Source organism: Nonomuraea sp. NPDC050786, assembly GCF_040654115.1.
GTDB lineage: Bacteria > Actinomycetota > Actinomycetes > Streptosporangiales > Streptosporangiaceae > Nonomuraea.
In genome coordinates this window covers 132,846-156,368 of the sequence record NZ_JBFAHJ010000021.1, presented here as the reverse complement: position 1 = coordinate 156,368, position 23,523 = coordinate 132,846, and the positions used below count along the sequence as shown (strand labels likewise).

Annotated in this window: 17 protein-coding genes; 10 read left to right on the top strand and 7 right to left on the bottom strand. The window is 71.0% G+C overall.

Features of this window, described 5'->3' with window-relative positions:
* Nucleotides 1-123: 123 nt before the first annotated feature.
* The 4 genes from AB0H84_RS32750 to AB0H84_RS32735 are packed head-to-tail and all read left to right on the top strand — an operon-like array spanning nucleotide 124 to nucleotide 6,039.
* Complete coding sequence (locus AB0H84_RS32750; protein WP_357612813.1) at nucleotides 124-561, top strand: hypothetical protein; 438 nt, start codon at nucleotides 124-126, stop codon at nucleotides 559-561.
* Complete coding sequence (locus tag AB0H84_RS32745) at nucleotides 558-2,057, top strand: glycosyltransferase (RefSeq protein ID WP_357612810.1); 1,500 nt, start codon at nucleotides 558-560, stop codon at nucleotides 2,055-2,057. Before AB0H84_RS32750 ends, AB0H84_RS32745 begins: the two co-directional genes overlap by 4 nt.
* Nucleotides 2,054-4,369, top strand: a complete 2,316-nt coding sequence (locus tag AB0H84_RS32740; RefSeq protein WP_357612807.1) for a glycosyltransferase — start codon at nucleotides 2,054-2,056, stop codon at nucleotides 4,367-4,369. The genes AB0H84_RS32745 and AB0H84_RS32740 overlap by 4 nt, the downstream gene beginning before the upstream one ends.
* Nucleotides 4,366-6,039 carry a glycosyltransferase gene (locus AB0H84_RS32735; protein WP_357612804.1) on the top strand — a complete coding sequence of 558 codons (1,674 nt, stop codon included), beginning with the start codon at nucleotides 4,366-4,368 and terminating at the stop codon, nucleotides 6,037-6,039. Before AB0H84_RS32740 ends, AB0H84_RS32735 begins: the two co-directional genes overlap by 4 nt.
* A 26-nt stretch (nucleotides 6,040-6,065) precedes the next feature.
* Here the strand turns inward: AB0H84_RS32735 and AB0H84_RS32730 are convergent, their stop codons facing one another.
* The 4 genes from AB0H84_RS32730 to AB0H84_RS32715 form a co-directional block, all read right to left on the bottom strand.
* Nucleotides 6,066-7,355 carry a homoserine dehydrogenase gene (locus tag AB0H84_RS32730; protein WP_357612801.1) on the bottom strand — a complete coding sequence of 430 codons (1,290 nt, stop codon included), beginning with the start codon at nucleotides 7,353-7,355 and terminating at the stop codon, nucleotides 6,066-6,068.
* Complete coding sequence (gene lysA / locus AB0H84_RS32725; RefSeq protein WP_357612798.1) at nucleotides 7,352-8,734, bottom strand: diaminopimelate decarboxylase; 1,383 nt, start codon at nucleotides 8,732-8,734, stop codon at nucleotides 7,352-7,354. Before lysA ends, AB0H84_RS32730 begins: the two co-directional genes overlap by 4 nt.
* Before the next feature lie 120 nt (nucleotides 8,735-8,854).
* Nucleotides 8,855-9,484 (bottom strand): anticodon-binding protein, encoded by a 630-nt coding sequence (locus AB0H84_RS32720; protein WP_357612795.1) that lies wholly within the window; start codon nucleotides 9,482-9,484, stop codon nucleotides 8,855-8,857.
* A gap of 10 nt (nucleotides 9,485-9,494) precedes the next feature.
* Nucleotides 9,495-11,339 carry a hypothetical protein gene (locus tag AB0H84_RS32715; RefSeq protein WP_357612792.1) on the bottom strand — a complete coding sequence of 615 codons (1,845 nt, stop codon included), beginning with the start codon at nucleotides 11,337-11,339 and terminating at the stop codon, nucleotides 9,495-9,497.
* An 83-nt stretch (nucleotides 11,340-11,422) separates the two neighbouring features.
* Here AB0H84_RS32715 and AB0H84_RS32710 point away from each other — a divergent pair, with 83 nt between their 5' ends.
* Both AB0H84_RS32710 and treS read left to right on the top strand, forming a co-directional pair.
* The gene (locus AB0H84_RS32710; protein ID WP_357612789.1) at nucleotides 11,423-13,045 is read left to right on the top strand and encodes an asparagine synthetase B family protein; all 1,623 of its coding nucleotides are present in this window, start codon (nucleotides 11,423-11,425) and stop codon (nucleotides 13,043-13,045) included.
* Nucleotides 13,046-13,325: 280 nt separating this feature from the next.
* A complete protein-coding gene (gene treS / locus AB0H84_RS32705) occupies nucleotides 13,326-15,035 on the top strand; it encodes a maltose alpha-D-glucosyltransferase (protein WP_357612787.1) in 1,710 nt (569 codons plus the stop codon).
* Here the strand turns inward: treS and AB0H84_RS32700 are convergent.
* Genes AB0H84_RS32700 through AB0H84_RS32690 form a run of 3 tightly spaced genes read right to left on the bottom strand, consistent with a single transcriptional unit; the run spans nucleotide 15,022 to nucleotide 18,517 of the window.
* Entirely contained in the window at nucleotides 15,022-17,289 is a 2,268-nt protein-coding gene (locus tag AB0H84_RS32700; protein WP_357612784.1) for an FtsX-like permease family protein, read from the bottom strand. The genes treS and AB0H84_RS32700 overlap by 14 nt on opposite strands.
* Nucleotides 17,286-18,014 carry an ABC transporter ATP-binding protein gene (locus AB0H84_RS32695; protein WP_357612782.1) on the bottom strand — a complete coding sequence of 243 codons (729 nt, stop codon included), beginning with the start codon at nucleotides 18,012-18,014 and terminating at the stop codon, nucleotides 17,286-17,288. The genes AB0H84_RS32700 and AB0H84_RS32695 overlap by 4 nt, the downstream gene beginning before the upstream one ends.
* Entirely contained in the window at nucleotides 18,011-18,517 is a 507-nt protein-coding gene (locus AB0H84_RS32690) for a PadR family transcriptional regulator (RefSeq protein ID WP_357612779.1), read from the bottom strand. The genes AB0H84_RS32695 and AB0H84_RS32690 overlap by 4 nt, the downstream gene beginning before the upstream one ends.
* 130 nt (nucleotides 18,518-18,647) lie before the next feature.
* Here AB0H84_RS32690 and AB0H84_RS32685 point away from each other — a divergent pair, with 130 nt between their 5' ends.
* From AB0H84_RS32685 to AB0H84_RS32670, 4 genes are read left to right on the top strand one after another with little or no spacing between them, the layout of a single operon-like run.
* Nucleotides 18,648-19,895: an ABC transporter substrate-binding protein gene (locus tag AB0H84_RS32685; RefSeq protein ID WP_357612776.1), complete on the top strand. Its 1,248-nt coding sequence runs from the start codon at nucleotides 18,648-18,650 to the stop codon at nucleotides 19,893-19,895.
* Between the two features lie 7 nt (nucleotides 19,896-19,902).
* Nucleotides 19,903-21,231 (top strand): ABC transporter substrate-binding protein, encoded by a 1,329-nt coding sequence (locus AB0H84_RS32680; protein ID WP_357612773.1) that lies wholly within the window; start codon nucleotides 19,903-19,905, stop codon nucleotides 21,229-21,231.
* 12 nt (nucleotides 21,232-21,243) lie between these two features.
* Nucleotides 21,244-22,620 carry an ABC transporter permease subunit gene (locus AB0H84_RS32675; RefSeq protein WP_357612770.1) on the top strand — a complete coding sequence of 459 codons (1,377 nt, stop codon included), beginning with the start codon at nucleotides 21,244-21,246 and terminating at the stop codon, nucleotides 22,618-22,620.
* Nucleotides 22,617-23,516, top strand: coding sequence for a carbohydrate ABC transporter permease (locus AB0H84_RS32670; protein ID WP_357612767.1), 900 nt, complete (start codon nucleotides 22,617-22,619; stop codon nucleotides 23,514-23,516). The genes AB0H84_RS32675 and AB0H84_RS32670 overlap by 4 nt, the downstream gene beginning before the upstream one ends.
* The last annotated feature ends 7 nt before the right edge of the window (nucleotides 23,517-23,523 follow it).

The window sequence follows — 23,523 nt, the reverse complement described above, 5'->3', positions numbered from 1 at the left end:
CAGTTTTCCTCCAGGAACCTGTGGCACGGTAGGGATCGGTGTTGATTAAGGTGTCAATAATCCCGTGTTGTCCGTGACGCCTCTGATGTCCGTCAAGCGTTGAACTACGAAAGGTATGCGCGGATGCTCTCGCCCCGCCGGCTGGCGGCGACCGCCGCAATCCTTGCCGCTCTGGCCGTCGGCGTGCTCGCCCTGCTCGTGCTCGCCGGCCTGATCACCCTCGGCGCGGCCGCGGCCACGGTGGCCTTCCTGGTCGCGCTGGCGGCTCTCGCGTTCCTCACGCTCACCGTGCGCCGCCTCGACGGCAAGGCGCACCGGATCGACCTGCGGATCAAGAAGTACGAGGCGGAGCTGGCACGGACCACCACCGCTCTGAAAAGCATCGAGACCAGGCTGGACCTCCTGGTGCAGGCCGTCGAGGACTCGGCCGCCCGGCGGGCCGACGACCTGGGCGCGATCCTGGCCTCGCTCGGGGAGGACCGGGTGAACGCCATGGCCCGGGCGCGAGAGGTGGAGGAGCTGCGCGAAGAGGTTCGCGCGCTGGCCAGGGACTCCGTATGACGCGGGTCAGGCACAACGACTACGGGGTGCTGCGGCCGCCCGCGCTGGGGGCGTGGGAGCCCTCGCTGCGGGTCTCGGTGGTCATCCCGGCCTACAAGTGCGCGGAGGCGCTGGGGCGTACGGTCGCGGCGCTCGCGCGGCAGACGTACCCGGCCGAACTGATGGAAGTCGTGGTCGCGGACGACGGGAGCGAGCCGCCGCTCGACGTGCCGGGCGCTCGGGTCGTACGGGTCGCCGACGGATGGGGGCGCGGCGCGGCCAGGCAGGCGGGGCAGCTCGCCGCCACCGGCGACGTGATCCACTGGCTCGACTCCGACATGCTCCTCGCGGACGACCACATCGAGGCGCACATGCGCTGGCACCACCTGATCGACCACGCGGTGGTGATCGGGGACACGTGGTTCGTGGAGCGGCCGGGCGAGGAGGGCGTCCAGTCCGAGTACGTGACCAGGACCTTGGAGTCCTCCAGGCGCCTCAAGGACGCGGGCCCGACCGCGTACCTGCTGCACACGGGGGCGTCCTCGTCCGTACGGGCCGAGCTGCTGCGTGCGGCGGGCGGCGTGGACGCCTCCCTGAACATGGCCGAGGACACCGAGCTCGGCTGGCGGCTGGCCCAGGCGGGTGCGGTGTTCATCCCCGACGCGGAGGCCAGGGCCTGGCACGTCGGGCCCTCCACCGTGATGCTGCGGGAGAAGGACGTGCACCGGCACAACTGGTCCTACCTCGGGGATCTCATCCCGGATCTGCGCTGGCTGCGCAGCCATCCCCGGCGTCACTGGCGGGTGCCGTACGTGCGGGTCGTCGTGGCGGCGACCACCTACGAGGAGACGCGGGCGACCGTGGACTCGGCCCTCGCGGGCACCCTCACCGACGCCGCCGTGACGCTCGTCGGCCCCTGGGACCAGCTGACGGACGAACGCCGCTCCAACCTGGACGACCCCTTCCTCGACCTGCGGCTGCTCCACAACCTCTACGCCCATGAGCCTCGGGTGTCGTTCGCGCAGAGCGTACCCGCCTCCGCCACGCCGGCCCCCTTCCTGCTCAGCGTGCCCGCCGGGTGGGTGCTGGGCGCCGACACCCTTTCCCGGCTCGTACGCCACGCGGAACGCGACCTGCTCGGCCTGGTCAGCGTCGCGCTGTCGGAGAGCGCGTCCGGGGTCGTGGCCGCCCGCCTGGAGCGCACGGCGGCCTTCGCCCGCGCCGCCCGGTTCGAGGGCGCGGCCGATGACCTGGTGGACGAGATGTTCGGGTCCGAGTGGGTCAGCGGGAGCGAGTACGGCTTCGCCACGGCGGAGGAGGCCGAACCGCTGGCCGGAGACCCGGCGAAATGGCGGGCGCTGGCCGGGGAGCGGCTGGCGGAGGTCAAGAAGCTGCGCGCGCAGGTGCAGCGGCTCGCGGCCGAGGTCGAGCGGCTGTCCGCCGAGCCTCCTGCCGATGATCGGGAGGACCGGGGCGGGTTGGGCTCGCTGATCAGACACCTGCGGAGCGCCGGATGATCCGGAAGTTGCTGGCGGAGCTACGCGGAGCGCGCGTCTTCTTCGCCGGGATCGATGACATTGCCCCGATCTACGCCGACGCCGGCCGGGACGTCGTGGACCTCGATCGGGACCTGCTGGAGCCATCCGCCGAGCCGGCGCAGGCGGATGAGGTTCTGGTGCTGGCCAGGACGCCGGCCGACCTGCGCAGGATCGCGACGCTGCACAAGCTGCTGCCGCAGGCCGGGCGGGTGGTGGTGGCGGTGCTGGACACGCCGGCCTCCCACCCGGCGCCGGTGCCCATGCCGACGCCCGCCCACCGGTGGCGGTCCTTGACCGATCTGCGGGTGTACCAGCCCAAGAACCGGGTCTGGGTGGTCGATGCCCGCTTCTCCGCGTCCACGCCCGCGGGCCGTACCGTGACGGCGACGGCGCGGGCGTTCGCTGGACACCGCCTCGACGTCATCGCGGCGCCCGCGGCGGCGATCGCGGGCGTCGGGGCGGCGGACTGGCGGCCCGGCGACCCGAACGCGACCCCTGCCGAGATCACGGGGCCGGTGCCTGAGCGGGTGGGCGCGCCGGGCAGCGACGTGGTGCTCCGCACGCTCGGGCACCCGTCGGTGGAGCACGCGTTCGACGCCGACCAGGCCGCAGCGGCCGGTGGTGGCTCTGCGAGGGGCCTCTCGCCCCTCCGCTCCGCCGGACGCCCCCGGGACGCGGGTGGCACGGCGACGCCCGAGCCCGGCCCGGCGCAGGTCAACGGCGACAAGGGCAGGGTGGCGGCCGCCGACGGCGCAGGAGCGTCCCACGCCGGCGGCACGGATCTTGCGGCAAGGGCAGAGGGCGCGGAGCTTGCGGCACGGGCCGACAGCGCCGAGCCCACAGCGCAGGCCCATGGCGCCGAGCCCCCGGCACAGGCCGACAGTGCCAACCCCGCAGCACGGGCCGACGGCGTCCGGAGTGGCGCGCAATCCCGCGCGGGGCGGGCCGGCGCGGCGGGCGGGGGCGGGATCGGGGCGTCCGCCGACGACGAGGTCGTCGAGTGGGCCGGTGACGAGAAGCCGATCGAGCGGCCGACGCTGCGGGCCGTGAGCTGGGAGCGCCTGGGCCGCCCCGGGATGGGCGACTCGCCGCTGACCGACCCCGACGTGCTGGGCGAGCCGTCCATGATCCCGCCCGTGGACGAACGGCTCGTGAACCCCCAGGGTTTCGTCACCACCCCGTCACGCGGCATGGCGTCGCTGGCCGAGCGGGACGGCCGCTGGTCGGTGGTGCAGGACGGGAAGGTCATGACGTCGTTCGCCGAGTCGGGCGGTGTCACCGACGCGGACGTGGCCAGGTTGCGGCAGATCCGCGGCGTCGAGGTCGACTGGCGGCACGCGCACAGCGGCCCGCTGGCCGCCGTACGGGTGCTGGCCGGGCTGGCCGCCGCCGGGGTGCCGCTGCGTGCGCGGACGGTGCCGCGCTGGGCGGGCGCCCTGGGCGACGAGATCATCGGGCTCATCGAGCGCTGTCCGGACCTCTCCGACGACCTGCGGCGCGAGGAGCACAGCATCCGCCTGCGCCGCGCCGCGCTCCGCACCCACGGCGTGGCCGCACGATGGGAGCAGCTCGGCGCCCCCGCCCCCGCTCCCCCGCTCACCTCGGTCCTGCTGGCGACCCGCCGTACTGACATGGTGTCGTTCGCGCTCGACCAGGTCGCCCGCCAGCGCGGCGCGCAGCTCGAGGTGGTCCTCGCCCTGCACGGCGTCCCCAAGAACCACCCGGACGTGGCCAAGGCGATCGAGGCGTTCGAGCGCCCGCTGACCGTGCTTGAGGCCGACCAGCAGGCCGTGTTCGGCGAGGTGCTGAACGACGCGGCCGCGCGGGCCTCGGGGTCGTTCCTGCTGAAGATGGACGACGACGACTGGTACGGCCCCGACTTCCTGTCCGACCTGCTGCTGGCGCATTCGTACTCGGGCGCCCAGGTGGTCGGCACGGTGCCGGAGTTCGTGTACCTGTCGTCCATCGACGTCACCGTGCACCGCAAGCAGGTGACCGAGCAGATCACCAGCTTCGTCGCCGGGGGGACGATCCTGGTGGAGCGGTCGGCGTTCCAGGCGGTGGGCGGGTTCAGGCCGCTGCGGCGCTCGGTGGACACGCAGTTCCAGGAGGCCCTGCAGGCGGCCGGCGGGCAGATCTACCGTACGCACGGGCTCGGCTACATCCTGCGCAGGGGCCCGGCGGCCAACCACACCTGGCAGGAGCCGATCGGGACGTTCCTGCAGCGCAACCGACAGCAGTGGCGCGGCTTCCGCCCGAACGCCCTCATGGCCATGGACGGGACCCCATGACAGGCATTCCGCGCATCCGGCACAACGACTTCGGCGTGCTCACCCCGCCCGCCCTGGGCGAATGGGAGCCCACGCTCACCGTCACCGTCGTCATCCCGGTCCACGACCGCCAGGAGACGCTGGACCTCACCCTGGCCGCCCTCTCCGCCCAGAGCTATCCCGAGCACCTCATCGACGTCGTCGTCGTGGACGACGGCAGCACCACCCCGCTCCGCCTGCCCGAGATCGTCCCGGCGAAGACCACGCTGATGTCCAGCCCGCCCGGCGGCTGGGGCCGGGCCTGGGCCGTGCAGGCGGGCCTGGACGCCGCGACCGGCGAGGTGGTGTTCGTCCTGGACGCCGACATGGTCCCGCACCGGCGGCACGTGGAGGCCCAGCTCCGCTGGCACCACCTGGCCCCGTACGTGGTGGCGCTGGGCTGGATCGACTTCACCGCCGCCACCGACCTCCCGACGCAGGAGCAGGTACGCCGGGCGCTGGAGACGGGGGCGGAGGGCGAGCTCTTCCCCCTGGCGCCGCACCGCCACGACTGGGCCGAACGGATCATCCACGACCACGACGGCCTGCGCACCGCCTCCAGCTCGCTGGCCACCCGCGTCCACGTGGGCGCCACGGTGTCCTACCCGGCCGCGCTGCTGCGCTCGATCGGCGGCATGGACACGTCCCTGGTGCTGGCCGAGGACACGGAGCTGGGCTACCGCCTCACGCAGGCGGGCGCGGTGTTCGTGCCGGACCCGGAGTCGCGTGCGTGGCACGTCGGGCTCCCGACGGCGATGCGCGACTTCGCGGCGCTGAAGCGGTACAACGACCCGTACATCGCCGACCGGGTCCCCTACCGGCGCTACCTGCGCGCCGACGCCGGCCGCCAGTGGCTGGTGCCGTACGTGGACGCGACGGTGCAGGCGGGCACGTACGAGGACGTCCGGGCCACGGTCGACGCCCTCCTGGCGAGCTCGCTCCCGGACATCAGGGTCACCGTCCCCGGACCCTGGGAGGCGCTGGACGACGGGCGCCGCTCCCCGCTCGCCGACCCGTACCTCGACCTGCGCCTCATCCACGCGAACTTCGCCCACGACCCCCGCGTCCACCTGGCCCCGCCCCTCGAGGGCACGCCCCCGTTCCGGCTCTCGGTCCCGCCCGGCTGGGTGCCCTCGAAGGACACGGTGGAACGCCTGGTGGCGTACATGGAGGAGCACGACCTGGGGGCCCTCTGCGTGGCCCTGGAAGAGACGGCGGCGGGCGTCACGCTCGCCCGCCTGGACCGCACGGCCGCACAGTCCCGGGCCGCGCTGGTGGCCGCGCCGGACGACGACTGGGACGACCTCGTCGACGCCCTTTTCGGCCTGGAATGGCTGGACGGGGAGAGCTGGGGCTTCACCCGACGCCCCGCCGTCTATCCGCCGCGCAAGAGGCCGCTCCCGGAGCTCGACCGGGTCGCGGCCGAGCACGACAAGGAGATCGCCCTCTATCGCAGGCGCGTGGCCGCGCTACGGGCGGAGATCGCCCAGCTGCGGCGCGAGGCGGGCAAGAACGGCCGGGACGCGGCCCGCTGGCGCGAGAAGGCGGAGTCCTGGCGCAGGGAGGCGGTCCGCCTCGCCCGCGCCCAGAACCGCACGGTGCTCAAGAGAGCCGTCCGGAAGGTCCGCGGCCTGGCCTTCCCCGACGCCTAGAGCTCTTAGGCGTCGGTGGCCTGAGGCTAGTCGTCGCCCTCGACGCGCATCACGCTGGCCACGGCGCGGACGATGTCGAGCTCCCGCAGCTCCTCCATGGTCGCCGAGAGCGCCGCGTCGGTGGCGCGGTGGGTGACGATGACGAGCTGGGCGTCGTCGCCGTGCCCCTCCTGGCGCACCGTCTGGATCGACACGTCGTGCTTGGCGAACAGCTCGGCCACCCGCGCCAGCACGCCCGGCTTGTCGGCCACGTCGAGCGCCACGTGGCAGCGCGTGACCGTGTCGCCCATGGGGTGGGCCGCCAGGTCCGCGTACGTCGACTCCTCCGGCCCGCGCGTGCCCGCCAAGCGGTTTCTCGCGACGGCCACCAGGTCGCCCAGGACGGCGGAGGCCGTGGGCGCGCCACCCGCCCCCTTGCCGTAGAACATGAGCTGCCCCGCCGACTCCGCCTCCACGAAGACCGCGTTGTACGCCTCCCGCACCCCGGCCAGCGGATGCGTCCGGGGGATCATCGCCGGGTGCACCCGCACCCCGAAGGAGCGGCCGTCGTCGGAGCGGGCGCAGATGGCCAGCAGCTTGATGACGTAGCCCATGGCCTTGGCCGAGGCCACGTCAGTGGCGGTGATCTCGGTGATGCCCTCCCGGTGCACGTCGGCGGCCGTGACGCGGCTGTGGAAGGCGAGGCCGGCCAGGATGGCGGCCTTGGCGGCGGCGTCGAAGCCCTCGACGTCGGCCGTCGGGTCGGCCTCCGCGTAGCCCAGGGTCTGGGCCTCCTCCAGGGCGTCGGTGAAGGACGCCCCGGTCGTGTCCATCTTGTCGAGGATGTAGTTGGTGGTGCCGTTCACGATGCCAAGCACCCGCTTGACGCGGTCGCCGGCCAGCGACTCGCGCAGGGGGCGCAGCAGCGGGATGGCGCCGGCCACGCTGGCCTCGAAGTAGAGGTCGCCATTGCCCTTCCTGGCGGCCTCGTGCAGGGTGGCGCCGTCCTCGGCCAGCAGCGCCTTGTTGGCCGTGACGACCGACTTGCCCCTGGACAGGGCCGAGACGATCAGCGTGCGGGCGGGCTCGATGCCGCCGATGACCTCGATCACGATGTCCACGTCGTCGCGCGTGACCAGCGCCTCGGCGTCGGTCGTGAACAGCTCGGGGTCGATCTCCACGTCGCGCTTGCGGCCGAGCCGGCGCACCGCGACCCCGGCCAGCTCCAGCGGGGCGCCGATGCGCGCGGCGAGGTCGGCGGCCTGATCGTGCATGAGCCTGATGACCTGCGTGCCGACGACGCCGCAGCCCAGGAGGGCCACCTTCAGCGGTTTCACAGCTGTCCCCTCAACAGGTCGTCCTCGGTCTCGCCCCGCACGATCACCCGTGACTCGCCGCCGGAGACGGCGACCACGGCGGGCTTGGGCAGGTAGTTGTAGTTGCTGGCCAGCGAGCGGCAGTAGGCGCCCGTCGCGGCCACCGCGATCAGGTCGCCGGGCGCCAGGTCGGCGGGTAGGTGGAAGTCGCGCACGAGGATGTCGCCGCTCTCGCAGTGCTTGCCGACCAGGCGGCTGAGCATCGGCTCGGCGGTGCTCTCGCGGCTGGCCAGCACGGCGGTGTACTCGGCGCCGTAGAGCGCGGTGCGCACGTTGTCGCTCATGCCGCCGTCGACGCTCACGTAGGTGCGCAGGCCCTCGACGTCCTTGATGGTGCCGACCTCGTAGAGGGTGATGCCCCCGGGGCCGACGACGGTGCGCCCCGGCTCCACGGTCAGCCGGGGCACGGGCAGGCCGGCGTCCTTGCACACCTTGGTGACGATCTCGCGCAGGCTGTCGGCCAGCTCCTTGATGTCGGGAGCCTCGTCACCCTCCACGTAGGCGATGCCGTAGCCGCCGCCGAGGTCGAGCTCGGGGAGCACGACGCCGTGCTCCTCCTTGATCTCCACGAGCAGCGCGGTCAGGCGCCTGGCCGCCACCTCGAACCCGGCCGTGTCGACGATCTGGGAGCCGATGTGCGAGTGGAGCCCGACCAGCTCGAGCTGCGGGAGCGCGAGGACGCGCCGCACGGCCTCGGCGGCCGCCCCGGTGTTGAGCGACAGGCCGAACTTCTGGTCGTCGTGCGCCGTCGCGATGAACTCGTGCGTGTGCGCCTCGACCCCGGTGGTCACCCGGATCATCACCTTGGGCCGCTTGCCCAGCTCCTGGGCGAGGTAGCCGAGCCGGGCGATCTCCTCGTACGAGTCGGCCACGATGTGCCCGACCCCCGCCTCGAGCGCCCTGGACAGCTCGGCGAGCGACTTGTTGTTGCCGTGCATCGTGATGCGCTCCGGCGGGAAGCCGACGCTGAGCGCGACCGCCAGCTCGCCGCTGCTGGCCACGTCCAGGCCGAGCCCCTCGTCGCGGAGCCAGCGCACGATCTCCTTGCACAGGAACGCCTTGCCCGCGTAGTGGACCTCGGAGCCGGCGAAGGCCGTGGCGTAGTCGCGCATGCGCGAGCGCACGTCGGCCTCGTCGAGCACGTAGAGCGGCGTGCCGTGCTCGCGGGCCAGATCGCGCACGTCCACGCCGCCGACAGTGAGCGCGCCATCGGTCCGGGTCGACGTTCGCGGCCAGATCGCGGGGTTGATCCGGTTGAGATCGGCGGGCGCCACCGGCGGGCGCTCGTGGGGCAGCATCTCGGCATGCCGGTCCCCGGCGGGATGGACGAATCGGCTCACCCGATCGAGGCTATCGGAACCGCAAGTAAGCCATGACCCACTGACCACGTATCGAGACGCGATCAAGCTCCCCAAGGGATATTTTTACGATTTTTCGCCATTTGGCCGGATATTTTCTGCTCAGATTCGCGCAGGTCCGGGCAGCACACCCCGTACGGCCTCCGCCAGCCGCACCCGCGCCGTGTGCACCGGCCCCGGCGGCTCGTCGCCGACCGGCACGGCGGGCGCGCGCTCGTGCGCGTCGTGATAGGCCAGCGCCAGCCGCACGAGGTACGTCTCCCACCCCGGCTCCCTGCTGACCGTCCGCCCCGGGATTTCGGCCAGCGCCCGCAGCACCCGCCGGTCGTACGGATCGTCGAGCAGCTCGCCCCGGAAACCCTCGGACGCCACCCCGAGCTCCCGCGCCCACCGGAGCACCGCGCAGGCCCGCGCATGCCCGTAACGCACCACGAACCCAGGGTTGTCCCAGGTGCGGGGGAAGTCCGGCCAGCCCGGCTCGGGGATGTCGGCGCGCTCCACCGACATCGACTCCAGCAGCGCGCCGGGCACCGCCACGGTGATCCGCAGCAGGCCGTCGCCCCGCACCTCCACGCCGGCCACCCCGGGCACCGCCCGCACCTGGTCGGCGAGCATGTGTGCGGGCAGCCGCCGCCGCAGGGCCGCCGCGGAGACGTACACCGCCTCCCGCTCCCACGAGCCCTCTGGCGCGGGCGGCTCCCCCAGCACGCCGGCCAGCTCCCGTGCGATCACACCGTCGACTCTAGATGAGCGCGTGGGGCTCCGCCGAGCCGTACTCGACCAGCTGGGCCGCACCGAGCAGCCGGCTGTCCTCGTCGCGCACCCGCACGTAGCCGAACCGGTCGGCCGAGAACACCTTGATCCCGTCCGTGCGGCACTGCCGCATGAGCACCTCGTCCCACCCTTCGGTGAGGTCGGCGAAGCCCACCTCGCGCAGCGTGTTCCGGCGGGCCAGGAGGGTCGCGCCGACGATCTCGGGCACGTACGTGTACTCGGCGTCGGGCTGCTTGATCAGCGTGGCCCGGGCCTTGCGCAGGTGGGCGTAGAAGGCGGCCTTGCCCACGATGTCGGCGGTGCTGAAGAGGAAGGCCCGCTTGAGGTCGGTCAGGTAGTGCGCGCCGTACATGTCGCGCGGGTCCATGACCGCCACCAGGTCGGCCTCGCACAGGTCGATGCCGGCGCCGAGCATCGCGCCCACGGTCATCTCCGGGCGCGGCAGGCGGTGGACGACCTCCACGTCGGGCAGCACGTCGCGGGCCCGCTGCTCCGACTCGGGCGGCCCGATGATGATCAGCTGGTCGATCCCGGACTGCTTGGCGACCTGCGCCAGCGCGTGCTCCATCAGGTACGGGTCCGTGACCGGCAGCAGGACCGAGGTGTTGAGCGTGGCACGGGCGCTGGGCAGGCCGATCGCGTCCAGCAGCTCGTCGACGCGCTCGGTCATCGTGCCCATCTGGTACGCCCGCCGCAGCGCCACGTGCGCCCGCCGGGTGTCGGGGTCGGCGCCGATGGACGTGCCGCAGGCGGCGAGCTCGGCCAGCCGCCACTGGGGCGTGCCGGGCGGGCACTCCACGCCGGCCGGCCACCGGTAGGACGTCAGCACGTCAGGGTACGTCAGGTGCTCGGGCAGGAGCTGGTCGAGCGTGAGCACCCGGTCGATGCGCCCGCTGGAGAGCGGCAGCGGGTTGTGCACCCTGGGCTGGATCCCGAACTGCAGCCGCGGCCAGGCCACCGTGAGATCGGTCGTGAACCGGTGCTCGAACAGCTCCGCCGCCGCGGCGTACTCGGCCACGTCACCCTGCGTGTGCCAGAAGACGGTGCGGATGCCGCGCTCGGCGCACCAGGCGAGCAGCGCCCTGAGCCCCTCACCCGGCTCGCCGGTGATCTCCTCGGCCCACGGCCCCTGCGTGACGGACTCGACCACCAGCAGGTGGGGCACCTCCAGCGGGAGGACCCTGGCGAAGTCGCGGGGCGTGAAGCCGGTCGTCTGCCGCCACTCGTAGCGCAGCAGCGCCTCGACGTGCGGGTCGGCGATCACCGCCGCCGTCAGGTGCGGCCGGGTGTTGGGCCCCGTCGGCACCCGGAAGGGCTTGAGCTTGAACGAGGCGCCCGCGACCGTCCTGGTCGTGCTGGTGGCCTGGAACGCGGCCCCCGGGCGCTCGTCCTTCGGCTTGACGGGCGCGGGCGGCCGGCGCGTGGGCGCGGTGGGCCGCTTGACGGGCCTGGCTGCGCCCTTGAGCCCCTTGGCCAGCCGCACCGGGTTGCTCTTGCCGCTCTTGAGGGCGTCGCCGAGGCGGTTCCAGCGGGCGACCTTGATCGAGGAGAGCTTCCAGTTGGCGACCTCGGCCTGGAAACGCTGCTCGGCCAGCTCCTTGCGGAGCTTTTCGGCGGTCGCCTCCTCGGCCGCGAGCCGCTCCTCGGCCTCGCTCAGCCGCTCGGCCAGGGCCCTGACCTCCTGGACGCTCTGCTCGGCGGCGGCCAGCTTGGCCTGGGCGGCGTCCAGCAGCCTGGCCAGCTCGGCCGCGCGCTCGGCCTGCGCGACGGCATCCCGCAGCGCCTTACGCGTGCTCTCTAGCTCTGTCGACAAATGGCCCTCCGCTCCCTCAGCCCGGCAAAGGATACTCTTTTGCCGCAAGCGTCTCGAAGGGATGAGATCCGGTGCAGTTCAACGTGCGACCCTATGTCTGCGGCGCTCTCGGCCGGATCGACACCGCCATGCTCGGCAAGCTGACCGCCGCGGGCCCGCGGGTCCTCCCGGCGCTCCAGTCGCCGCAGGCGGCGCTGTTCAGCTCCGCGCCGCTGCCGCCCTACCACCGCGCGGGGAACGCGTACGCGTTCTCCTGGGGCGAGCGCAAGCCCGCCGAGGCCGACGACTGGATGGCGGTGGCCGAGACGTACGAGACCCCCGGGCTGATCGGCGACGGCGAGCACGTCACGCTGCACGCGGGCGCTCTCGGGCTCGTGGACGTCTACTACGTGCGCCACGGCGACGCGGTCTACTTTTCGTCGCTGATCCAGCCGCTGCTCAGCCTGGTGCCGATCGAGATCGACTGGTCGGCGTGGGCCTCGATCATCCAGGTGACCTTCCCGCTGGGCGAGGCGACGCCGTACGCCGAGGTCAAGCGGCTGCCGGGGTCGAGCGCGCTGGTGTGGCGGCACGGCCGGGTCGCGGCCGAGCGCAGGCTGCCGCGCTGGCTGCGCACGGAGCCGTACGAGTCGTGGATCAGCCCCGGCGAGATCGTCGAGCTGCTGCACGAGGTCTACGAGGACTACGACGGGCGCAAGCTGCTCGTGCCGGTCAGCGGCGGCTACGACTCGCGGCTGCTCGCCAGCGTGGCCAAGGCCCGCGGGATGGACGTCGAGTCGTGGACGACCAGCCCCGACGACGGCACCGACACCGACATCGCGTTCGCCAGGTCGATCACCAGGGAGCTGGGCATCACGCACCGCGTGATCACCCAGGACGCCGCCGACTACCCGGACGACGCGGTCGAGGTGGCCCGCAGGCTCGAGTACCTCACGCCCCACCACGCCTGGTACGCGCCCTTCGCCAAGGAGGTGCACGGCGCGGGCCGGATCCTCGTCGACGGCCTGGCGGGCGGCCCGCTGCTGAAGAACTTCATGGTCAGCGGGGCCGCGCTGGAGGCCAGGACCCAGGCGGAGCGCTCCGCGGCCGTGCTCGGCTCGCTGTCGCTGGGGGCGCCCTCGCAGCCGTTCCTGTCCAAGGCCGCCGCCCAGTGGATGGAGGAGACCGTGCGCGAGCAGTTCGCGGCCGCCACCTCCATGCTCCACGGGCACCGGGCCGAGCTGCCGCTCTCGGTGCTGCACACCCGGACCGTGCGCGGCATCGCCCGCTCCGCGGTCAACCTGGTGGGGCCCGAGGCGTCGTTCGCGGCGCCGTTCATCGACCCCCGCTTCTTCGACGCCGCGCTCTCGGTCGGCGTGGCACGCAAGGACAAGGGCCGCTTCTACCGCGAGGTGCTGCACGCGGCCAACCCGCGGGTGGCCGCGCTGCCCTCCACCAACGTGGTCAAGCAGCCCCTCCAGAGGGTGCCGCTGCGGTCCACGGCCGCCCCTGCCCGAAATTATGCGCACCGCATGCTGGAGACGGTGATGAGGCGGGTGCCCGGGCTGCTGTCGGAGGAGCTGCACGAGGTGATCGCCGGCGGCCCCGACGCTCTGACCAGGTTCAACGGGTGGAACGACCGCTTCTGGGTACGGGGATTGGTGCTCTTCGGGCTCTGGATCAGTGACGTCGAGAACGACGTCTCGGACCTTGCCCCACCTTTTTAGTTGAACTCACGGTAACAGGGCGATTACGTACGGATCTCGTGGGTATTAACCCCGGCACAGCAGAAGCGGGTTCCGGAAAGCCACCGGGCTGGTAGTGTTCGGCCCGTAAGCGCCGCACAAACGGGCACCAGATCACAAATCAGGTCTCGTTCAAGGGCAGTGGGGTTCGCAGGGATGACGACTCCACGCGGCGCGGTCACCAGATAAACGCCGGGGTAACCGGTGACTTCGTCCTGCCCACATCTCTTCCTGTGAGCGACATATGATCAACGCATCCCCAATGCCGGAGCCGATCTCCGAGGCCTTCGTCTCGGAGGATCCAGCCTGGTACAAGCGGGCGGTGTTCTACGAGGTTCTCGTCCGGGGGTTCAAGGACTCCAACGGCGACGGCACCGGCGACCTGCGCGGTCTCATCGAGAAGCTCGGCTATCTCGAGTGGCTCGGTGTGGACTGCCTGTGGTTGTTGCCGCTGTACGAGTCGCCGCTGCGCGACGGCGGTTACGACATCTCGGACTACATGAAGATCCTCCCGGACTTCGGCGACCTGGGCGATTTCGTGGCGCTGATCGAGAAGGCACACGAGCGCGGCCTGCGGATCATCACCGACCTCGTGATGAACCACACCAGCGATCGCCACCCCTGGTTCCAGGCGTCCCGGCACGACCCCGAGGGTCCGTACGGCGACTTCTACGTGTGGTCCGACCATCCCACGGGCTACCCGGACGCGCCGGTGATCTTCATTGGCGCCGAGGAGTCCAACTGGACCTACGACCCGGTGCGCAAGCAGTACTACTGGCACCGTTTCTTCCACCACCAGCCGGACCTGAACTATGACAACCCGGCGGTGCAGGAGGCCATGCTGGAGGTCCTGCGGTTCTGGCTGGACCTGGGCATCGACGGTTTCCGGCTGGACGCGGTCCCGTACCTGTTCGAGCGCGAGGGCACGGCGTGCTCCGGGCTGCCGGAGACGCACGCGTACCTCAAGAAGGTCAGGGCCGAGGTGGACCGGCTCTACCCCGACCGGGTGCTGCTGGCCGAGGCCAACGGCTGGCCCGAGGACGTGGTGGAGTACTTCGGCGACCCCACCACGGGGGGCGACGAATGCCACATGGCCTTCCACTTCCCGCTCATGCCGCGCATCTACATGGCGGTCAAGAAGGAGACCCGCGAGCCGATCTCCGAGATCATGTCGCGCACGCCCAAGCTGCCGGAGAAGGCGCAGTGGGGCATCTTCCTGCGTAACCACGACGAGCTGACGCTCGAGACGGTGACCGAGGAAGAGCGCGACTACATGCACAAGGAGTACGCCAAGGACCCGCGCATGCGGGCCTACCTGGGCATCCGCCGGCGGCTCGCCCCGCTGCTCGACAACGACCGCGACCGGATCGAGCTGTTCACCGCGCTGCTGCTCAGCCTGCCCGGCTCGCCGGTCATGTACTACGGCGACGAGATCGGCATGGGCGACAACATCTGGCTGGAGGACCGCGACTCGGTCCGCACGCCGATGCAGTGGAGCCCCGACCGCAACGCCGGGTTCTCCTCGGCCGACCCGGGACGGCTCTACCTGCCCGCGGTCATGGACCCGATCTACGGCTACCAGGCGGTCAACGTGGAGGCCCAGCAGCGCCACGAAGGCTCGCTGCTCCACTTCACCCGCAAGATGCTGGAGATCCGGCGCAAGCACCCGGTGTTCGGCGTGGGGGCGTACACGGAAATGTGGTCCTCGAACCCGTCCGTGCTCACCTTCGTCCGCGAGGACCGCGACGACATCATGCTCTGCGTGAACAACCTGTCGAAGTTCCCGCAGCCGGTCGAGCTGGACCTGCGCAGGTTCGAGGGCATGGTCCCGGTCGAGGCGCGGGGCGGCGTGGAGTTCCCGCCGATCGGTCAGCTGCCGTACCTGCTCACGCTGCCGGGGCACGGCTTCTACTGGTTCGCGCTGAAGAAGACCGAGCTGACGAGGGACAGCGGCTCTCTCAGCGGGATGTGACCGGCACCTGGGCACGGGCCGCGCGGCGGGCGGGAATGAGCGCCACCGCGAGGGCCGTGCCCACGGCCACCACGACGGCGACGACCAGCGTCAGGGCAGAGGGCGCCCGCCCGATGCCCGCGCCGACGCCGCTCGTGTGGCCCTGCAGGTCGATCAGCCCGGTCACGACGGACATGCCCGCCGCGGCGCCCGCGCCGACCCCGAGCACGACCAGCAGCCCCGTGCCCGTCACGAGCGTGGCCATGACCTGGCGCGGCGTCAGCCCCATGGCCTTCAGCACGGCCAGGTCGAACGCGTGGTCGCGCAGGCCGAGCGCGCTGGCGGTGAGCAGGTTGGCCAGGCCGATCAGCAGCAGCACGGCGATCAGCGCCACGATCACCACCCGGATGACCGACAGCCGGTCCGCCGGGTTGACCGCAGCCTGGACGTCCAGGCCCTCCGCCGACTCGGCCAGCAGCCGCCCGCGCACCTCCGCCTTGTCGGCGCCCGGCTTCAGGGCGAGCGCGTAGAACTCCGGCGGCACCGAGTCCTTGGCCGCCAGGCTGTCCAGCCCCACCGAGATCACTTCGCCGTCGAGGTCGGGCTCGACGGTCCTGCCGACGATCCTGACGATCAGCGGCGTGCCGCCCACGGTCAGCCGCACCCGGTCGCCGATCTTCACCCCCAGCAGGTCGAGCAGGCCCTGACCGGCCACCGCCTCGCCCTGGCGGGCGTACATGCGCCCCTCGACCACGGGGAACGGGTACGGCTCCGTGGAGCTGCCGATGGCCCGCACGCGGACCGAGCGGCCCTCGCCGGGGGCCAGCGCGTTCACGTCGGTGCCCGGGTAGACCTGGGCCACGTCCTGGTCGAACTCGGCGATGTGCTGGGCGGCGGCCGGCTCCAGCTTGCCCGGCCTGACGTACAGGCTGGCGTGCTGGCCGACCTGCTCGGGGTGGTCGGCGAAGTTGTCCAGGGTGGCCCAGACGCCGAGCCCGATCGTGATCATCATCATCGGCACGGCCAGCCCGAACGCCGTCAGGAACGCCGGCACCCGACGGGTGAAGGCGTCCCTGGTGCCGAGGACGAGGGCGGGCGGGAGGCGTACCAGCAGGGCCAGCCGGGCGAGCCTGGACAGGTGGCCGCGCGGCGGCAGGGCGGGCGCGGCGGGGATCGGCGGGGTGCGGCCGCCGCGCCACGCGGGCACTCCGACCGCGGCCAGCACCATCAGGGCCGTGCCCGCGACGATGGCCAGCACCGGGATGGGCGCCACGGACGTCGCGCCGAGCACCGCCGCCGTGACGCCCCAGCCCACCACGGCGCCGATCGCAACGCCGAGCAGGCCGAGCGCGCCGTGCTCGACCAGGAGCAGCAGCGCGATCTGGCCCTTGGTGAAGCCCATCGACTTGAGCGTGGCCAGGTCGCGGAGCTGGCCCAGCACCCGGCCACCGGCGGCGTTGGCCAGCGCGAGCGCGGCGGCCACGAGCCCGACCACGCCGAACAGCGCCAGGAGCGTGCCCAGCAGCCGGTTGTCCAGCTCCATGGCGGCTCTGACCTCGCGCCAGGTGTAGACGCGCTGGAGCTTGTCCTCCAGCATGACGACCACGCGCTGTGAGACGACCTTCGTGGCGTCGGGGTCGGCCAGGCGCAGCCCGGTCACCCACTCGCTGTGGCCCAGCATGGGCTCGATCCGGTCGAGCATGGCGGGCAGCACGTAGGCCAGGCCGGGTGTCCACTGCGGGTAGAAGCCCTGCTCGGCGGAGTCGGCGATGCCGCGTACGTACAGGGTGTGGCGCTTGCCGCTGAGCGCGATGATCGTGAAGGGCGCGCCGATCCTGAGCCGCAGCGAGGTCGCGAAGGAGCGCTCGACGACCACCCCGTCCGGCTGCGAGGCGTCCAGCCACCTGCCCTCGGCCACCACCGGGTGCGCCACCTGCGGCGGCGTGGCGGGCATCGCGCGCAGCGCCGCGGGCTCCTTCTTGCCGTCCTGCGCCACCGTCACGGGCGCCGACCGGTACGGCCCCGCCACCTGCGTCACGCCGTCGATGCCGCCCAGGGACACCTGGGGGCTGTCGTCGGTGTAGAGCCAGACGTGGGCGCCGTCGGTCTGGGCGAACAGGCTCCGCCACGGGTTGGTGCTGTCCTCGAGCAGGGTCGCGGCGGTGATCAGCGCGGCCACGATGCCGGCCACGGTCAGCACGGTGAGCACCGCCTGAGCCTTCCTGGCCCGCAGGTCGGCCTTGATCCACCGGCTACCGGCCAGAGTCGCGCTCATCGGAGGTCGATCACCTCGCCGGCCGTGCCCGTACGCCTGCGCGCGATGCGGCCGTCGTCCACGATCTCCCCGTCGAACAGGGAGACCACCCGGTCGGCCAGGCTGGCGACGCGGGCGTCGTGGGTGACCATGACGATCGTCTGCCCCTTCTTGTGGACGTCGCCGAGCAGGCGGAGCACGTCGCGGGTGTTGCGGCTGTCGAGGTTGCCGGTGGGCTCGTCGGCCAGCAGCACGCTCGGCTGGTTGGCCAGCGCCCTGGCGAGCGCGACCCGCTGCTGCTCCCCGCCGGAGAGCTGGGCGGGTGAGGCGTCGGCCCGGTCGTTGAGGTTGAGCGCGCCGAGCAGGCTCTCCCTGCGCTCGCGGGCCACCTTGGGAGAGGCCCCGGCGAGCAGTGCCGGCAGCTCGACGTTGTCGCCGACGGTCATGTTGGCGACGAGGTTGAAGAACTGGAAGACGAACCCGACCTTCTTGCGCCGCAGCAGCGCCCACGCGCTCTCGGAGAGCGTGTCGACCCGCTTGCCGTCGAGCCAGATCTCACCGCTCGTCCTGGTGTCGAGCCCGCCCAGCATGTGGACGAGCGTGGACTTGCCGGACCCGGAAGGACCCATGATCGCGACGAACTCACCCGGCTCCACCTGCAGGTCCACGCCGCGCACGGCAGGCACGGGCACTGCGCCATCCTGGTAGATTTTGACCAGATTGACCGTTTTCACAACCGTGCTCATGCCAGATCCTCCTGGCAACGCTCCAGCCAGTCAAGATCCGCCTGCAGGTGGAGCATGGCGCCCTCGATGAGGAGCGTCGCCACCCGGTCGGTCGGCGGTGTGCGGGCGAGGAGGTCGTTGAGATCGCTCATGAGCGACAGGTAGTGGCGGCGCTGCCGGCTGATCAGCACCATCCGGTCGGCGATGCCGGTGAGGGGGGCGAGCACGAGCTTCATGAAGAACTCGTCGCGCACCCTGGGCCCCTCCGTGGGCTCGTCCACCCACTCGGTGAGCACCTCGCGGCCCTTGGCCGTGAGGTAGTAGACCTTCTTGTTGGGCCGGTTGGACTGCTCGACGTCCACCGCCCTGATGAGGCCGTCCTTCTCCAGCCTGCCGAGCGTGACGTAGATCTGGCCGATGTTGGGAGAGGGATAGGCACTGCCGAACGTCTGCTCCAGCGCCTGTTTGAGCTCGTAGCCGTGAGCCGGCTCTTTAGCCAGGAGCGCCAGCAGGTGAAGCCGCACCGCCTCGCCTCCCCACCGTGTTACGAATGCGTTACGTGGCTATCCGTTGACCTACAGATTACAGGTGTGCATAACATGAATGCATCTACCTAACACGTATGTATCCCCTCTGAACACGGAGGAAACAGAGGTGCGCTCACTGTCGCTCTTCCTCGCCGTCCTGCTTACGGCGGCCGGATGCGCGTCAGCGAGCGATGAAGGCGGCGGCGAGACGGGTACGGGCGGCACAGGCCCCATCACGTTCGCCACCGGTCGCGACACCACGGCGTACCTGCAACCCCTGCTGGACCGCTGGAACCAGGCCCACCCGGCCGAGAAGGTGACGCTGCTGGAGCTGCCCGAGGCCGCCGACGAGCAGCGCGCTCAGATGGTGGCCAACCTCCAGGCCAAGAGCAACCGGTATGACGTACTGGGGCTCGACGTGGTCTGGACTGCCGAGTTCGCGGAGAACGGCTGGATCATCCCCCTGGAGCGCGGGTTGTTCCCGCTCGACAGGTTCCTGCCGCCCGTCGTGGAAACGGCGGTCTACAAGAACAAGCTCTGGGCCGTCCCGTACACGAGCAACGCGGGGCTGCTCTACTACCGGGCTGACCTGGTCAAGAAGCCACCCCGGACGTGGGCGGAGCTTCGCGACCAAGCCCGTCAAATCATGAAAAAGCATGACATTGGAGGCTATGCCGGGCAGTTTCTGGCGTACGAAGGGCTCACCGTCAACTTCTCCGAGGCCCTCCAGTCCGCCGGCGGACAGATCGTCAGCCGGGACGGCACGGAGGTGACCCTCGATCCGGCCAAGGCTCAGATCGCGCTCGACTTCCTGCTCCAGGGCCTGCGCGAAGGCTGGATCCCCAAGGAGTCGCTGAGTTACAAGGAGGAGGAGTCGCGCCTGGCCTTCCAGGAGGGCCGGCTGGCCTTCGCCCGCAACTGGCCGCACGCCTACGGCCCCGCCAGGGCGAAGCTGGGCAAGAAGCTGGGCGTGACCCGGCTCCCCGGGCTCAACGGCCCCGGGTCCAGCTCGCTGGGCGGCGCCAACCTGGCGATCAGCGCGTACTCCAGGCATCAGCGCACGGCGCAGGAGTTCATCCGCTACTTCACGAGCCTGGAGAACGAGCGCCGCGTCCTGACCGAGGGCTCGTTCCCGCCCGTGTGGACCGAGCTCTACGACGATCCCACCCTGATCGAACGCTTCCCGTACCTGCCTGTGCTCAAGGAGAGCATCCTCGCGGCCAAGCCACGGCCGGTGAGCGCCAACTACAACCAGCTGAGCCTGGTGATCGCCAGTTCGGTCGCCAAGGCGCTCGGTAACCCCTCCAGCGAGTCCGCCGACGACGTCGCGGCCTCCATGAAGTCAGAACTCGAAGAGATCCTCAGAACCCAGTGAGGCACCAATGCGCAAAGCCAGAGCAGCAGTCATCCTGGCCGGGCTCGCGGTAGCCGTCGCCGCCTGCGGCAACGCCCCCACGACCACCACCCCCACCGAGTCGGGCTCCGCGTCGGCTCCCGCCGCCGGCGCCAAGACGCTCCAGGGCGTGAAGCTCGAGGTCGCCGCCAAGTGGACCGGCGCCGAGCAGAAGAACTTCGAGCAGGTGCTCAAGGCCTTCACCGAGAAGACCGGCGCCGAGGTCACGTACGCCTCCACCGGTGAGGACACCGGCGCCTACCTCGGCCCGCGCATCCAGGGCAAGAACCCGCCGGACGTGGCCATCCTCCCGCAGCCGGGCCTGGTGCAGCAGTACGCCGACCAGAGCGCGCTCAAGCCGCTCTCCGACGACGTCATCAAGGAGATCGACACCAACTACACCCCGTACTGGAAGGAGCTCGGCTCCGCCGACGGCAAGGTGTACGGCGTGCTGATCAAGGCGGCGCACAAGTCGCTGGTCTGGTACCGCGGGCAGGCGTACGACGACGCGGGCGTGCAGCCGGCGACCACCTGGGACGAGCTGGTCAAGAACGCGCAGACCATCGCCGACTCCGGCACCGCGCCGTTCTCGCTCTGCGCCGCCTCGGGCTGGACGCTGACCGACCTGTTCGAGAACGTCTACCTGTCCACCGCCGGTGCCGAGAACTACGACAAGCTCTCCAAGCACGAGATCCCGTGGACGGACCCGACCGTGACGACCGCGCTGCAGAAGATCCAGCAGCTCGTCGGCAAGAAGGAGTTCCTGCTCGACGGCAGCTCCGGCGCCCTCCAGACCGACTACCCGACCTGCGTGTCCAAGGTCTACGGCAACAAGAAGGCCGCCATGGTCGTCGAGGGCGACTTCGTGGCCGTCGAGGCCGCGCAGTCGGGCGCCAAGGTCGGCGAGGAGGCGAAGTACTTCCCCTTCCCCAAGGCCGGTGACACGGCGCCCGTCGTCCTGGGCGGCGACGTCGCGGTCGCGATGAAGGACTCCCCCGGCGCGATGGCGCTGCTGCAGTTCCTGGCCTCCAAGGAGGGCGGCGAGATCTGGGCCAAGCTGCCCGGCTACCTGTCGCCCAACAAGAACGTCTCCCCTGACAACTACCCCGACGAGCTGACCAAGCAGCTCGGCCAGACGATCGTCTCGGCCGGCGACGCCGTCCGTTACGACATGTCCGACCTCGCGCCGAGCGCGTTCGGCGGCACCGACGGCAAGGGTGAGTGGAAGGCGCTGCAGGACTTCCTCCGCAACCCGAGCGACATCAAGGGCGCACAGACCGCACTCGAAGCCGAGGCCAAGAAGGCCTGGAAGAAGTAAAGAGGTAAGGCCGTGACCGAACGGTTGGACGGCCCGCAGGCCCCGTCCGCGGAGATCGCGGACGGGCCCTCCTCCGGACCGGCTGAAACCCCCCGTACCAACAGACGCCTCGGCCCCTCGCCGGCGGTCGCCATCGCCTTCCTCCTCCCGGCGGCGCTGCTGCTGGGAATCTGGGTGGTCTACCCGATCGTCTACTCCATCTTCCGGAGCCTGTTCGACGCGGCGGGCACCGGATTCGTGGGACTGGGCAACTACGCCACGATCTTCTCCGACTCCGGCACGCTGACCACGATCCGCAACAACCTCATCTGGGTCATCGTCGCGCCGATCGTGGTCACCACGCTGGGCCTGATCTTCGCGGTGCTGACCGAGCGGATCAAGTGGGCGACGGCGTTCAAGCTCATCGTGTTCATGCCCATGGCGGTCTCGCTGATGGCGGCCGGCGTGATCTTCCGCCTCGTCTACGAGCAGAGCCCCGACAAGGGCCTGGCCAACGCGGTGCTCACCACGGTGCACGACACGTTCTCCTCCTCGCAGGGCTACCCGGAGGCGCGCCCGCGCGAGGGCGACCAGTCCCCGGTCGCCGCCGAGGGCGGCACGGTCGTCACCAAGCAGCCCGTCCAGACCGGTCAGCCGGTGCTGATCCCGATCGTGGGCGTCAAGCCGAACGTGCTGCCGGGCAACGCCCAACCCGCCAAGGCCCCCGCGGCCGCCGGCGGCCTCTCCGGGACCGTGTGGTTCGACTTCACGCCAGGAGGCGGCGGCAAGAACGGCCAGGTCGACGCCTCGGAGAAGGGCCTGCCGGGCATGACCGTCGAGGCCGTGCAGAACGGCAAGGTCGCCGGCACCGCCACGACGGCCGAGGACGGCTCGTTCCGCTTCGAGGGCCTGCCCGCGGGCTCCTATGTCGTACGGCTCCCGCAGTCCAACTTCCAGGCCTCCTACGGCGGCCTGAGCTGGCTCGGCCCGACACTCATCACCCCGGCGATCATCGGCGCGTTCGTCTGGGTGTGGGCAGGTTTCGCCATGGTGCTCATCGCGGCCGGCCTCGCGGCCATCCCGCGTGACGCGCTGGAGGCCGCCCGCATCGACGGCGCGACGGAGTGGCAGGTGTTCCGCAAGATCACCGTGCCGCTGCTCTCGCCGGTGCTGCTCGTCGTCTTCGTGACGATGATCATCAATACGCTGAAGGTGTTCGACCTGGTCTTCATCATCGCGCCAGGCTCGGTCCAGCCACAGGCGAACGTGATCGCGCTGGAGATGTGGCGCGTGTCGTTCGGCGGCGGGAACAACCAGGGCCTGGGCAGCGCGCTCTCCGTCTTCCTGCTCATACTGGTCCTCCCCTTCATGATCATGAACATCCGCCGGTTCAGGAGGGGAGACTCATGACCACGGCAACCGCTACCGCGCCGTCCGGACTCGAGACGGGGGCGCCGCGCAGAGGCGTGCTGAGCAAGATGGTGGACCGGATCGGCGGCGGCGCCGTCCAGCTGATCATGGTGCTGCTGGGCCTGTTCTGGCTGGTGCCGACGCTGGGCCTGCTGGTCGTCTCGATGCGTACGACGCAGGTCAACACCGCCGAGGGCTGGTGGACGGTCTTCACCAAGCCCGCCGAGCTGACCCTCTCGAACTACGCGAGCCTGCTGGCCAGCGGCTTCACCGCGTCCTTCTGGAACACCGTGGCGATCACGGTGCCGACCACGATCCTGGTGATCGGCATCGCGGCCATGGCCGCCTACGCGTTCGCGTGGATGGAGTTCCCCGGGCGTGACGCGGCCTTCCTCGTCGTGGTGGGGCTGCTGATCGTGCCCATCCAGATCGCGCTGATCCCCATCGCCTCCTTCTACGGAGGTATCGGGATCTTCGGCACGATCCCCGGCGTGGTGCTCTTCCACGTGGCGTTCGGCCTGCCGTTCGCCATCTTCCTGCTCCGCAACTTCTTCGTCGGCATCCCCTCCTCGCTGCTGGAGGCGGCGCGAATGGACGGCGCGCCGGAGTGGAAGATCTTCGTGTCGGTGGTCTTCCCGCTGGGCAAGCCCGCCATCGCCTCGCTGGGCATCTTCCAGTTCCTGTGGGTCTGGAACGACATGCTCATCGCGCTGGTCTTCGCCGACACCGAGAACCAGCCGATGACCAAGCACCTGCAGTCCCAGATGCGGCAGTTCGGATCGAACATCGACATCCTGTCGTCCGGCGCGTTCCTGTCGCTGATCATCCCGCTGGTCCTGTTCTTCGCCTTCCAGCGGTACTTCGTCCAGGGCATGATGGCCGGATCCGTGAAGTGACACGCTC

What these genes read in the sequence shown, in the direction of transcription:
- AB0H84_RS32750 (WP_357612813.1), top strand. Translation starts at nt 124, where the DNA reads ATGCTCTCGCCCCGCCGGCTGGCGGCGACCGCCGCAATCCTTGCCGCT.
- AB0H84_RS32745 (WP_357612810.1), top strand. Translation starts at nt 558, where the DNA reads ATGACGCGGGTCAGGCACAACGACTACGGGGTGCTGCGGCCGCCCGCG.
- AB0H84_RS32740 (WP_357612807.1), top strand. Translation starts at nt 2,054, where the DNA reads ATGATCCGGAAGTTGCTGGCGGAGCTACGCGGAGCGCGCGTCTTCTTC.
- AB0H84_RS32735 (WP_357612804.1), top strand. Translation starts at nt 4,366, where the DNA reads ATGACAGGCATTCCGCGCATCCGGCACAACGACTTCGGCGTGCTCACC.
- treS (WP_357612787.1), top strand. Translation starts at nt 13,326, where the DNA reads ATGCCGGAGCCGATCTCCGAGGCCTTCGTCTCGGAGGATCCAGCCTGG.
- AB0H84_RS32700 (WP_357612784.1), bottom strand. Translation starts at nt 17,289, where the DNA reads ATGAGCGCGACTCTGGCCGGTAGCCGGTGGATCAAGGCCGACCTGCGG.
- AB0H84_RS32695 (WP_357612782.1), bottom strand. Translation starts at nt 18,014, where the DNA reads ATGAGCACGGTTGTGAAAACGGTCAATCTGGTCAAAATCTACCAGGAT.
- AB0H84_RS32680 (WP_357612773.1), top strand. Translation starts at nt 19,903, where the DNA reads ATGCGCAAAGCCAGAGCAGCAGTCATCCTGGCCGGGCTCGCGGTAGCC.
- AB0H84_RS32670 (WP_357612767.1), top strand. Translation starts at nt 22,617, where the DNA reads ATGACCACGGCAACCGCTACCGCGCCGTCCGGACTCGAGACGGGGGCG.